Annotated in this window: 10 protein-coding genes; 7 read left to right on the plus strand and 3 right to left on the minus strand. The window is 47.4% G+C overall.

All coding sequences use genetic code 11. From position 1 onward, the window contains the following. Nucleotides 1–59 precede the first annotated feature (59 nt). Complete coding sequence (locus ACWIP2_RS02995; protein ID WP_448518418.1) at nucleotides 60–1,907, plus strand: response regulator; 1,848 nt, start codon at nucleotides 60–62, stop codon at nucleotides 1,905–1,907. A 50-nt stretch (nucleotides 1,908–1,957) separates the two neighbouring features. Beyond that, on the plus strand, nucleotides 1,958–3,364 hold the full coding sequence (gene lpdA, locus ACWIP2_RS03000; protein WP_448518419.1) for a dihydrolipoyl dehydrogenase: 1,407 nt from the start codon (nucleotides 1,958–1,960) through the stop codon (nucleotides 3,362–3,364). A 163-nt stretch (nucleotides 3,365–3,527) separates the two neighbouring features. On the opposite strand, the gene ACWIP2_RS03005 is transcribed toward lpdA, so the two are convergent. Both ACWIP2_RS03005 and crtD read right to left on the minus strand, forming a co-directional pair. Further along, entirely contained in the window at nucleotides 3,528–4,790 is a 1,263-nt protein-coding gene (locus tag ACWIP2_RS03005) for a type IX secretion system plug protein (RefSeq protein ID WP_448518420.1), read from the minus strand. A gap of 115 nt (nucleotides 4,791–4,905) precedes the next feature. Beyond that, on the minus strand, nucleotides 4,906–6,408 hold the full coding sequence (gene crtD / locus ACWIP2_RS03010) for a 1-hydroxycarotenoid 3,4-desaturase CrtD (RefSeq protein ID WP_448518421.1): 1,503 nt from the start codon (nucleotides 6,406–6,408) through the stop codon (nucleotides 4,906–4,908). Between the two features lie 104 nt (nucleotides 6,409–6,512). On the opposite strand from crtD, the gene ACWIP2_RS03015 reads away from it, so the two are divergent. From ACWIP2_RS03015 to ACWIP2_RS03025, 3 genes are read left to right on the plus strand one after another with little or no spacing between them, the layout of a single operon-like run. Beyond that, a complete protein-coding gene (locus tag ACWIP2_RS03015; RefSeq protein WP_448518422.1) occupies nucleotides 6,513–6,935 on the plus strand; it encodes a hypothetical protein in 423 nt (140 codons plus the stop codon). Then, nucleotides 6,902–7,567, plus strand: coding sequence for an IMPACT family protein (locus ACWIP2_RS03020; RefSeq protein WP_448518423.1), 666 nt, complete (start codon nucleotides 6,902–6,904; stop codon nucleotides 7,565–7,567). Before ACWIP2_RS03015 ends, ACWIP2_RS03020 begins: the two co-directional genes overlap by 34 nt. Before the next feature lie 27 nt (nucleotides 7,568–7,594). After that, nucleotides 7,595–8,155 carry a hypothetical protein gene (locus tag ACWIP2_RS03025; RefSeq protein ID WP_448518424.1) on the plus strand — a complete coding sequence of 187 codons (561 nt, stop codon included), beginning with the start codon at nucleotides 7,595–7,597 and terminating at the stop codon, nucleotides 8,153–8,155. A gap of 182 nt (nucleotides 8,156–8,337) precedes the next feature. Here ACWIP2_RS03025 and ACWIP2_RS03030 read toward each other — a convergent pair whose 3' ends face one another. Next, nucleotides 8,338–9,483, minus strand: coding sequence for a methionine aminotransferase (locus ACWIP2_RS03030; protein ID WP_448518425.1), 1,146 nt, complete (start codon nucleotides 9,481–9,483; stop codon nucleotides 8,338–8,340). A gap of 104 nt (nucleotides 9,484–9,587) precedes the next feature. On the opposite strand from ACWIP2_RS03030, the gene ACWIP2_RS03035 reads away from it, so the two are divergent. Further along, a complete protein-coding gene (locus ACWIP2_RS03035; protein WP_448518426.1) occupies nucleotides 9,588–11,366 on the plus strand; it encodes an ATP-binding protein in 1,779 nt (592 codons plus the stop codon). A gap of 62 nt (nucleotides 11,367–11,428) precedes the next feature. Further along, entirely contained in the window at nucleotides 11,429–12,346 is a 918-nt protein-coding gene (locus ACWIP2_RS03040; protein WP_448518427.1) for a magnesium transporter CorA family protein, read from the plus strand. Nucleotides 12,347–12,433: the final 87 nt, after the last annotated feature.

Genomic DNA, 12,433 nt, shown 5'->3' on the forward strand with positions numbered 1-12,433 from the left:
AATAAAATCTGTAATATTGTTATTTTATACAATCCCGATACGCACAATAAACACTCACAATGCTACCCACCACCGACGGATTTCATGCGCTTTTCCACAGCCCGCTTTTAGGAAACGTCCTACTTGACGACCAAATGCGGATTGTAGCGTTTAATCAATCCGCGAGTGAGACCATGCATCGGCTTTTTGCGCTGGAAATGACGGAAGGCGCATCTTTTTTGCGCTATATTCCTACGGAGGCAGAACGGGACAGGTTGATTATCGGCTTTCAACAAGCGCTGTCCGGCATTGCTACAGGTTTTAGTATCAACGTTACCGACAGCACGGGCGCTGTTGTCAAACTCAAAGGGCGATGCATTCCGATAGACATCGCAGCGGCTCGTGTTTGTATTTCCTACTATCCCTTAGAGGAATTGCCGCAGCAATTGCTGACTGTTGGCGAACAGTACCGCGAACTTTCCAGATCGGAAACCATTTTCCGTTCGCTCTTCGACAATCATCCCTATGCTAACCTATTCATTTCTGCCGAAAGCAAACTACTGGCAATTAACAAAAAAGCGATTGCATTGCTCAAACGCTTCGATCTGGATCTTAGCATCAATACTACTGACGTACTTGCACGACTGGTGCAGTCGCCTTTTGGAGAAATTGCTGCGTTGATCTGGGATGCTTTGCAAAATAAAACAGTTGTTGTAACAGAAAAGGAACTACTGGATGCAGCAGGTAGAGAGCATTGGATTGCGTTTCATCTGATACCTACCATAGATGAGGCAGGCAATGTGCTTGGCATACACGTCCAGATGAGAGACACCAGCCAGCAAAAAAAGATACAGGATCTTATGCGGTTGCAACAAGAGCGGCTGCGGCAATCCGAAAGTCAGTTGCAAGCAGTATTTGCCAGCTCGTCGGACATCAACATATTTATCGGTACAGACTACCGCATCATATCGTTCAATAAAGAAGCCGTAGACGTATTTCTAAAGCAGGTGCAAAAAAGGTTGCTGCCGGGGCTTGATATTCGTACCCTGCATTTCTGGGCAGATGAGACATCTTTCGAGCAAGATTTCCAACTAGCACTTAAAGGTCAGATTGTTACTAAGGAAGTAAAATTTGATAAACACAAGAGTTGGTATCGCTTTAGTTACACTCCTGTCATAGACCGCATGGGGGTTACTATCGGGGTTATCGTCAATGGCATCAATATTAGCGAACGTAAACACAACGAAGAGAAACTGCTCATCCAGAATGAACAGATCAAGGAGTTTGCCTTCCTGACGGCGCACCGGCTCAGAGCGCCTCTGGCAAGTATTCTGGGGCTGATCAATGTGTTTGAAATGGATCTCAATATGAGCAGGGAAGATACCGAAGACCTGATCAGACGATTGCGAAGCGCCTCTGAAGAGCTTAATTATGTTGTCAGTGAAATGAACCGATCGCTGGAGCCTTTACAAATCAATCAATCCGCTGAAATTATCATGTCATCCGTCCCTGTTACTAAATCCGTCCCTGTTATTAACAATACTGCTCGTCCACCGTCTATCATGCTGATTGACGATGATCCGATTGTCAATATGGTGAGCAAAACCCTGCTGCAACGCAGCTATCCGGGCATCATCATACATACCTTTTTGAAGGCAGAAGATGCACTGCAATTTCTCAAAACAACCAAAGAACAGCCTGCACTCATTTTGCTGGATGTAGTAATGCCCGAAATGAACGGCTGGCAATTCCTAGCAGCCTTCGAGCAACTTGACTATAAACCACCTGTTTGTATGCTTTCCTCCTCTTTGCGCAAATCTGATCACGAGGAAGCAAAGAAGTATGCCTCAGTCATTGACTTTATCATCAAACCGCTGGACGCAGAAAAAATAAAAAACGTGATGCAATTTTTGAAGGCTACACAATAGCCTTTACTGTAAATTTGCAGCATATTATTGATACCAATTCATTCACTTCTATGAGCACTAAGTATGATCTGACGATAATCGGTTCCGGACCGGGCGGATATGTAGCTGCCATCCGCGCTGCCCAACTCGGCCTAAAAACTGCCATCATCGAAAAATATAATACGCTGGGCGGAACTTGCCTCAATGTGGGTTGTATCCCTTCTAAGGCGCTGCTCGACTCTTCGGAGCATTTCCATAATGCTGTACATAACTTCAAAACGCACGGCATCGAACTGAGCGATCTGAAGGTCAATCTGGAGCAAATGATTCAGCGCAAGCGCGACGTCGTCAGCAAAACCTGCGAAGGCGTAGCGTTTCTTATGAAGAAGAACAAAATTGATGTTTACTACGGCTTTGGCTCATTTGAAAGCCGCAATCAAGTAAAAGTAACGGCTGGCGATGGCTCGGTGAAGATACTGGAAACCGATAAAGTAATCATTGCGACAGGCTCTAAGCCGATCGTGCTGCCGGGCATTCCTTTCGACAAAAAGCGCTTCATCACCTCTACCGAAGCGCTGGAAATGAAAGAAATTCCTAAGCACCTCATCATTATTGGCGGTGGTGTTATCGGTATGGAAATCGGCTCTATTTACGGCCGCATGGGTGCGAAAGTAACCGTAGTAGAATATACCGACTCGCTGATTCCTTCGATGGATCGGACGATGGGCAAAGAATTACAGAAAGTACTTGCCAAACTTGGCTTTACTTTCTATTTTAAACACAAAGTAACAGGCGGACAAGTAGAAGGCGACGAGGTAGTGCTGACTGCCGAAAATGACAAAGGCGAAACAGTTACTTTCCGTGGAGACTATTGTCTGCTTTCCACAGGTCGCCGCCCTTATACCGACGGGCTGGGTTTGGAGAAAGTAGGTGTAAACTTAGACAATCGTGGTAGAGTAGCTGTTGACGAGCATCTGGAAACCAATGTAAAAGGCATCTATGCCATTGGTGATGTGGTGCGCGGGCAAATGCTGGCCCACAAAGCCGAAGAGGAAGGCGTACTCGTAGCCGAACTGATCGCAGGACAAAAACCACACATCAATTATCTGCTCATTCCGAGTGTAGTTTACACGTGGCCGGAAGTAGCCGGTGTAGGGCATACCGAAGAAGAACTGAAAGCGGCAGGCAGAAAATACAAAACAGGTTCGTTTCCATTCAAAGCATTGGGGCGTGCGCGCGCCAGCATGGATACCGACGGATTAGTAAAAGTACTTGCCGATGCACAAACAGATGAGATTCTCGGCGTACACATCATCGGTGCGCGCGCAGCAGATATGATTATGGAAGCTGTGGTAGCTATGGAATATCGCGCTTCGGCAGAAGATATTGCCCGTATGAGCCATGCGCACCCAACTTTCAGCGAAGCCATGAAGGAAGCCTGCTTAGCAGCGACCGAAAACCGCGCTTTACACGTTTAAGCACTTGCTACCGGAAAAAATGAAGAGCCTGTCTAAAAAGTAACACAGACTTTGGTGTGTGATTTATTAATCACTTGCTAATCAAATAGCTACAGACTGAAGTCCGTGCTATATTCAGTCTTTTTGGACAGCCTCTTTGCTTTGACAGCGATCTCGAGGTTTATTACAACATTTTATAGCCTACCAGAAAGTCCGTTCGCGCGCCAAAAGGACGGAAATAAACAAAAATTTCGTAGTTGTTCTGCGTTTGTCCATGACTGCCTTCCAGAAACACATCGTCGCGCTTGCCGTCTTTGCGTAGGAGCGAATATTGATAATCGTAGATGCCTTGTTTGAGCAAAACAACGCCTTGATAGACTTGCTGCGTCGGGTAATATTTCATTTCAAAAGCCTCATCTAAGCGCCAGTCGGAGAAGCCTCCGCTGACAAAAACTTTGCCTTCAGGCAGTTCATGACTTTTGAAGGTAAACACTACTTCGGCGTAGTCTGCCTCTGTGCCCGGGTCGCGGCTGCCCTGCACGGTGCCAATCATAAACCGCCCGTTTTGGTCGGGGAACATGCGGTTGTAAACCCATCCGTTGCGGTTCTCGTCAGGCATGATAAACACTTCGTTCAGGTGCGGGCGCAAATTGATCTGCCCTACGTTGAGCAGACGCGTGTTCATGTTGGTTATGTTGAACATGCGGAACTCGTTGCCCCCTTTGAAGTGGCGTTCCGGCAAGAAGTTGTCGTATTGCAACACACGCTCGTGCGCACGCACAAAGGAAGGCTGCCAGTCGCGCATCATATTGTCCCAGCGGAAATTTTGGCGGAGCATCACGCGGATTTGCTGCTGCGGATTGCCTACCTGCAAAGCGCCGTAGCTGATGCTGAAGTCCACCTGCTGGTTGCGGAATGCCTCCTCTACTCCCACAGGATTTTTCACCGAAGCGCTGATGCCTGCCTGCGATTCATAAACCATGAACCGACGCGAGAGAAACAAGTTGCGCTCGTTGCCCTCTTCATAGACAACCAGCACATAATTGCCCGAAACCTGCACGCGCGGCACTTCAAAGCGATAATGTACAAAATTGACTTTGGTATTGAACGACAACTGTCGGTCGGTAATAAAGAACTCGTTGTAGCCCGCAAGATATTCTACGGGGCTAAGCTGCGAAATTGTCCAGTCCGCATTGCAATTGATGATTTTCACGGCAAGCCGCTCTATTTCGTTGGTCAGTTTGTCAAAGGTCAGGATGAGTTGACCGCCTTTGGGTACTACAGGCGGCAGCAACTGACTTTGCATCGGGTTGCCTGCCATCGGGTAGAGTTGTACCGTGCGGATGTCCGGCTGATAGTTCAGGTCTTCCATTTTCAGTACGGGCCAAGCAAAGGCAGCCGTTAAAATTGCCATCCAAAAGCCCATAAGCAGGAGTAGGTGTTTCATATATTTTTCTGTTTGAGTATTGCACACGCTAAAGCGTATGTTACATTATAGCACGCCCTTCAGGGTGTGTTATACATGAGATTTTCACACGCTAAAGCGTATGCTACAACTATGCCTACAATTTCGCGCCAAAGTCTTCGGCTACCAAATCGCCGACAATCTTGGCAGAGCAAAGGCTCAGCGGAATGCCGCCGCCCGGATGTACGCTGCCGCCGCAGAAATACAAGTTGCTGATTTTGTTGGAAAAATTGGCGTGTCGCAAAAATGCCGCGTAGCGGTTGTTGCTGCTGTTGCCATAAAGCGCGCCCATTGCCGAAGAAGTGCGCGACTCAATGCTGCGCGGGTCTAAAATCGCTTCCGTAGCAATCAGCGGGGCAATGTCGGTTTGCAACATGCGGCTAAGTTTGGCGATAATGTCGCGGCGCGCTTTGGCAATGAGCGCGTCCCAGTCCTGACCGCTGTTATTGGGTACGTTAATCATCACAAACCAATTTTCACAGCCTTCGGGCGCATCGTCGGGTTTGTATTTGCTGGTGATATTGACATAAACCGTTGGGTCATCGCTAATGTTTTTTTTATCAAAAATACTTGCAAACTCTTGGCGATAATCTGCGCTGAAAAAGATATTGTGCAGGTCTAATTGCGGAAAACTTCGGGCAATTCCCCAATAAAAAATCAGCGCCGAGCTGGACTTTGGCTGATTGAGGATTTTATCGGGCGCTTTTTCATGCGGCAAGAGTTTTCGGTAGGCATTGGTAACGTCCATATTACACACGACAATATCTGCCCGAACTTCCCGACCCTTAACCACAATTCCCACAGCCGACTTTTTACCGCCTTTTTTTTGGGTAATAATCTGACTGACAGGGCTTTCTGTGTGGAACTGCACACCCTTGCGCTGCGCCAGCCTGACAAGACTCTGGCTGATTTCGTGCATACCGCCTTTGGGAAAAAACGCGCCAATACCGTGTTCCAAATGCGGAATGATATTTAGTGTGGCAGGCGTTTGGTAAGGATTAGAACCGTTGTAGGTTGCATAGCGGTTGAACAATTGCACTAATTTTGGATGTTCCAACAACGCCTCATTTGCCTCGTTCATGGTGCGGAACAAGTCCAATTTGCCGATTTGCGCGATGGCTTTTGCCACTTTCCCAAGGGTAGGGGGGCGCGTGAACGCGCTCAAACGATGCAGGGTGCTTTTCAGGAAAATATCGGCGGTGAGTTCGTACTTTTCGCGGCTGCCTTCCAAAAAACGCATTACCTTTTGTGCGTCAGCGCCCAGTTTGTCGGCAAGTTCCGCCGCGTACCGTTGTGGATCCGCATAGGCTTTCAGACATGTGCCGTCCGCAAAAAAGTAATGCGTAATGGTGTCTAATTGGATGTATGGAAAATGTTCACCGGGATTTTCGCCTGCCAGCCGGAACAGTTCGTTCACCATTTCAGGCAGCGTGAACAGCGAAGGCCCCGCGTCAAAGCGATAACCATCTTGCATAATTTCCGATAGTTTGCCGCCTGTGTAGGGGTTGGCTTCGTACACTGCTGTTTCAAACCCCATACATTGCAGGCGAATAGCCGCGCCAATGCCGGCAATTCCTGAACCAATAACGACCGCTTTCATGCGCACAGCTGATAAATTGATTACAAAGCTACGCTACGAAAACCGATTATGACCAGTAAAGTTTGAAGCGAACAATTTACGGCTGTTTTGGCGTATTTTTGCTTATGAAATTAACTATTTTGCGGCGGTTGGCTTGTCTGTGGCTGATGACGGCGATATTTGGCTGTACGGGCAAACCGCGCGAAGGATTGTACTACTGCGCGGGAAATATTCTGGAAGTGGCGATGCTGAAAGACGGAAAGATTGCTTTTCAAATCATTTCCAAGCGCAACCGACAAACGCGCTATATCAGCGGCAAGGCCAGACCTTACAAAGAAAAATTTTTTGTTTCTACCGAACTTTCGGGCAACATAGATACCAATAAGCTATTCTTTGAGTTCAAGCCGGGGCAAATCCGAATCACTGAAAACAGCGTCAATCCCTCGCAAAAGCTATTTGAAGGTGTGTACGACTTCTTTTCCGCCGATAAATTACGCCCTGAAAGCACCTACCTGTGGAACGCATCCTACCTGCAACCCAAACCATGAACGATACGTACTACGTTTTGCAACAGGCCACTGAATTTCAGTTCAAAGAAAAAGGCAGTAAGTTTCTTGCCTTTGCGCTGCCTGTCCAAACCGAAGAGCAAGCCAAACAGCAATTAACAGAACTGCGCAAAAAATATTACGATGCTACGCACCATTGCTATGCTTATACGGTGGGCCATCCGCAGGCTGTTACTCGTCAGAGTGATGACGGCGAACCTTCGGGTACGGCAGGTCTGCCGATCCAGAATCAAATCCGAGCAAAGGGTGTTAAAAATGTACTGGTAGTAGTGGTGCGTTACTATGGTGGCACGAAATTGGGAGTGGCAGGACTGGTGCAGGCATATAAAACCGCTGCTGCAGGCGTTTTAGATAAAGCCAAGTTGCAAACTTGTTACCTTACCGCATTATTAAGCGTGAAAGTGCCTTTTGCGCATTTGAATGATGTGATGATGATTGCTAAAAAACACAGGCAACAACCTATGTTTATCGAAAATATGAACGATCCACAGCAGCAGCAACTCGCTTTTCAGGTAAGGCTGACCGAATGGCCCGCCTTTGAAGAAGCCTTGAGAAAACTGCACTATGTTACAGTAGCTACTGAAAATTCTTCGAACACGAGCTTTACTTTGTAAATTTGTACCACAAAATATTTGACCAGAATGACTACAAGAAAGTTTTTTGCTATTGTCGGATTAGCTGTAGCAAGCCTTTTTAGCAATGGCTGTAAAGAGAACATTATCGAATTACCACCGCCCGACTTTGCGCAGATTATGGCAGATAACGGCCCTTTCATAGGGTTTAAAACTACTACTGATCAGGATTTTTCACGCTATACACAGGTCGTTGTCCGCAAAGCGCCTGTCAACAATCAGGTGATTTTTGAAGAAACGTTTCTGCAACTGGGACAACCACGCACTATCAGCTACACAGTCAAATTCGGGCGAGTTGGCAGCAATGGTGTTGAACTGACGATTGATCAGCAGCAGATAGAAGGTAACGAAACCGTGATTGGGACGTTACTGCCCGGCGAGACAAACCCTGCTTCTACTGTACACGGACAATTTATTGGCTTTGACTCTAATAAACAAAAAGTCAACAGATTGCAGTTTGCCCTAATCACTAATCCGGGAACGCCGCGCGCGCGGCGTTGGCTGTACGATTTCCCGCAGCCCTGTCCTTCTGACCGTCCACGCTGGAACGGCAGCGACTGCGTGCAATAGTGTAGCTGTTGGAGGTTGGTGTAGATAAGTTGCAAGCAGTAGCAATTTTACCTCTGCCGAAGAAGATGTTACCAAGTTCGTTTGGTCAACTTTATGCGGTATATTCTTTGGCAATGGTGAAAATATTATACACCTTGCTACGGACGATGCAGAAATAATGCGCTCAATGAAAGCGCTGTTAACTATAATTTAACCAAGCGTTCGGCTGCTCGCTCTAATGTTTCATCGGTTTTGGCAAAGCAGAAGCGCAGCAGTTGCTCCTGCTTGGGCTGTTGGTAGAATACCGAAACGGGGACTGTTGCCACGCCAATTTCTTTGGTGAGCCGCACAGCAAAATCAGTATCGGCTTCGTCGGTAATTGCCGAGTAGTCGGCCAGTTGGAAGTAAGTGCCCTCCGCAGGCGTAAAACGGAAGCGCGTCTCCCGCATCAATTTGCAGAAGCGGTCGCGCTTTTGAACATACATCTCCGAAACACTGAGGTACTTTTCGGGTTGCTGCAAATAGTCGGCGATGGCGTATTGCAGTGGAGTTGCCGTGCTGAAAGTCAGGAATTGGTGGACTTTCCTAAACTCGCGCATCAGCGGGGCAGGCGCTACGGCATAGCCTACCTTCCAGCCTGTTACATGAAATGTTTTTCCGAAGGACGAAATCACAAAACTGCGCTCGGCAAGGCGCGGATATTTCAAAGCGCTTTCGTGGCTGCCTGAAAAGATAATGTGCTCGTAAACCTCGTCGCTGATGAGGAAAATATCCATATCTGCCAGCAGGTTTTCCAGCCACTGCATATCGTCTGCACTCATGACCGCGCCCGTAGGATTGTGCGGCGTATTGATAATGATTGCGCGTGTGCGCGGCGAAATTGCCGCCGCCAGCGCCGCCCTGTCCAAATGAAAGTCGGGTGCGGGGAGCGCTACAGGAACGACCGTTCCACCGTTCAATTCTATGGCAGGAATGTAGCTGTCGTAGCAAGGCTCCAGCACAATCACCTCGTCGCCCTGCCGGACAACGGCGGCAATGGCAGCGTAAAGCGCCTCGGTTGCTCCCGAAGTAACCGTTATTTCAGTTTCAGGATTAAGCTGGTAGCCATAGAGTGCCTCCGTTTTTTCGGCAATCCGCTCGCGCAGCGGCATAATACCAGGCATAGGTGCATACTGATTCATTCCTTTTTTCATGTAAGCATAAACCAGATCTGACAGCGCCTCGTCGCTGCCAAAATCAGGGAAGCCCTGTGAAAGATTAATCGCGCCGTATTCGGCTGCCAGCCCCGACATAACAGTAAAAATAGTCGTGCCTACGCGGGGTAATTTGCTTTGTATTGCGTCTGTCATTCGTTTATATGGTCGGCATTTATCTTTTTGATGCAGTATTCTTGCTCATCGGTTGATAATATACTAATTTATTTTACGTTACTCAACAAACAGTACCTACGCCAATGAAAATTAGCCGCCGTAACAATCTATTGTGTCGTCTGCAACTGTTTTTGGATGATGTTCCTAAGGGCAATCGCAGCCGATACGAGGTGTATCAAATCAGGGTTTTTAATCGAATCCTGTTTCATATCTCCTCGCTGGCTATTTTATCTCTCCCGTTGATCGGCTTTGAAACAAACGCTTCCGAGCGGGTCATGGTTATTTTGCTGTTGGTATTTCTGTTTTGGGGGCTGATTTTTTTAAATAAGAAAGGCTACGACCACATCGCCCGCCCTGTCTGTATTATATTTTCATCTCTTTTCAATGGTTATATTTCCTATCGGGAGGGACATCAACTCAATACTCAACATATCCTGCTCTTGATTCCGCTGATTGGATTTGCGATTACGCCGCGAAACCGTCCTTTGGAAATTGGTTTAAGTATAGCATTTCCACTGCTGATACTGGCGGGGATTCTCTTTGTTGATATTCCACAAATAGCCCCTGTATCGCGCTCGGCGGAGGAAGTCCGGTATTTTGCAAATATTTCTATGTTGGTTCACTTTGCCATCCTCACCTATTTGGGGTGGCTATTGATCAACATGAATAATCGGGTATATGAGAAGTTGATTGCCAGAATAGATGCCGATCGGCAAATACAGCGCGAACTCATCCAGCAAGGACAGGAACTGCGCATCGCTCAGCAACTTGCTAAGGTGGGCTTTTGGGAATTTACCTCCGACGGGCAAACCCGCTGGAGCAAAGAAACCTACGACATTCTGCACATTCCGCGGGGCGCTAAAGTAAATAAAGCGCTGATTGCAGAACATGTACATCCCGAAGATTTTGACTTCGTTATCCAAAATTTAGTCCGAGGCACACGAGAGGGTGGTAAATACCTGTTTAACTTTCGCCTGCACCCCCGGCACGGCGAGCGCTGGATTGCCGTTTCTTGTATCGAAGCTGTTCCCGTGCCTAATAAGCTGTTTTTCCACAGCAGGGGAATTGTGCACGACATCACCACCTCCAAGCAAACTGAACAGCAATTACAGGAAACCATTGCGGCAAAAGATCGGGTACTGGCGATGGTCAGCCACGACCTGCGCAACCCTTTAGCAAGTACGCTGCAACTGATTGATCTTACAACTGCCGAGTTAAAAAAGTCCAATTATGGCGGGGATAGAAAGTTGTTGCTCGAATATGCCGAAATGATGCGAATCAGCCAACAGCGCACCATCAGTATCATCAACGATCTGCTGGATTTGTGTACCCAAAAGCACATCATACAGCTATCGGGGCAGGCTACTGATCTGTTTGGTCTGGTAGAACAGGTAACAGTGCCGCAAATTTATCGCGCTGCTAAAAAAGGTGTGTTGCTGCAAATAAAGCCCGCCAACAACGACATCTGTATCAATGCAGTTGCCGATAAAATTGCACGTGCATTAGAAAATCTGATCGTTAACGCCATCAAGTTTACACCCATGGGCGGGAAAATTACTGTTTCGGTAGAAAAAGCAGAAGACTTTGCGCTCGTTGCAGTTGCCGATACAGGCATCGGCATTCCCGACCATCTGAAAAGCCACCTATTTGAGCGGTCTAATCAAGTTCAGCGCTACGGCACAGAGGGCGAACGCTCGACCGGACTCGGACTCTCTATCGTCAAACAATGGGTAGAGATGCACAACGGAACAGTCTGGTGTGAAGATAACAAACCGCAAGGCACTATTTTTTACATGTCTTTCCCATTAGCAAAAGATCAGCAACAACTGTGTTTGAGCAACAACCGGGCAAATACCTTCTAATATCGCGTTGTTACATTAAATTGCATCCGGTGCTTGTGCATCGCAATATTAACTGCGATACTATGATTGAGTCAGTTTTCAAAAGCAAGACCACAGGCTTTGAATGGACAAACCTGATAAATCCTACGCTGCGGGAGCTTTCACAGGTAGCCGTCCAGTACGATCTTCACCCAACTTCCGTGCAGGACTGCTTAGAGCCTGAACATTTGCCCAAGTATGAGCGAATCGGCGATGTATCTTTTATCATTGTACGCATGTTTGACGAATCTTGCACAATTGAAGCCGATACGGTGCGTCAGATGACGAACAAAATTGCCTTTTTTATCGGCAATAATTTCTTGGTATCTATCCACCGCAACGATCACGAAAGCCTCAAAATTATCCGCAACAAGTGGCGCGTTTACCACAAAAACGAAACAGCGCTCAATTTCTCGATCCTGCTGGATGTTTATGCCTCGGTCGTACAGTCGTTCGAGCCGCCGCTCAATGCCGCTGCCGAAGAACTAGACCGATACGAAGCATTAATATTCAGCGATAACTCTCCAACGGCTATCATTGCCAAGTTATATCTGCTGCGCCGCAGAGCCTCCGTGCTGAAAAATATGCTCATGTCGCTCAATGAGATTCTGAACAAGACAGGGCTTGCCTATGCCAATAAATCACCTTACCTGCAAGATGTGGTAGATAACGCATCGCGGCTGCACTATCAGGCAAACCAACTCTACGAAGATGCAAATAACCTGCTTAGCATTCACTTGTCATTAGCCTCGCATCGCACCAATGAGGTCATGCGCATCCTAACTATCTTTTCGGTTTTCTTCATGCCGCTAACCTTCATCGTAGGTGTTTATGGTATGAATTTCAAACACATGCCCGAATTGGAGATGGAATGGGGCTATGGGCTGACATGGCTATTTATGATTGGTGTAGTGGCGTTTATTTACTTCTGGTTCAGGCGCAAAGGCTGGCTGCGCGAATGAAAGATTGCTCTATGCAGGCATAAGAAACAGCGCAATCATTATCTCAATGAGCCTCCCGAAAATTTCGGGATGCACAGATCCACCACA

It is taken from the genome of Rhodoflexus sp., assembly GCF_053489755.1.

Coding starts and splice junctions, on each gene's coding strand:
- ACWIP2_RS03025 (WP_448518424.1), top strand. CDS start 7,595: ATGACTACAAGAAAGTTTTTTGCTATTGTCGGATTAGCTGTAGCAAGC.
- crtD (WP_448518421.1), bottom strand. CDS start 6,408: ATGAAAGCGGTCGTTATTGGTTCAGGAATTGCCGGCATTGGCGCGGCT.
- ACWIP2_RS03015 (WP_448518422.1), top strand. CDS start 6,513: ATGAAATTAACTATTTTGCGGCGGTTGGCTTGTCTGTGGCTGATGACG.
- ACWIP2_RS03005 (WP_448518420.1), bottom strand. CDS start 4,790: ATGAAACACCTACTCCTGCTTATGGGCTTTTGGATGGCAATTTTAACG.
- ACWIP2_RS02995 (WP_448518418.1), top strand. CDS start 60: ATGCTACCCACCACCGACGGATTTCATGCGCTTTTCCACAGCCCGCTT.
- ACWIP2_RS03035 (WP_448518426.1), top strand. CDS start 9,588: ATGAAAATTAGCCGCCGTAACAATCTATTGTGTCGTCTGCAACTGTTT.
- ACWIP2_RS03040 (WP_448518427.1), top strand. CDS start 11,429: ATGATTGAGTCAGTTTTCAAAAGCAAGACCACAGGCTTTGAATGGACA.
- lpdA (WP_448518419.1), top strand. CDS start 1,958: ATGAGCACTAAGTATGATCTGACGATAATCGGTTCCGGACCGGGCGGA.
- ACWIP2_RS03030 (WP_448518425.1), bottom strand. CDS start 9,483: ATGACAGACGCAATACAAAGCAAATTACCCCGCGTAGGCACGACTATT.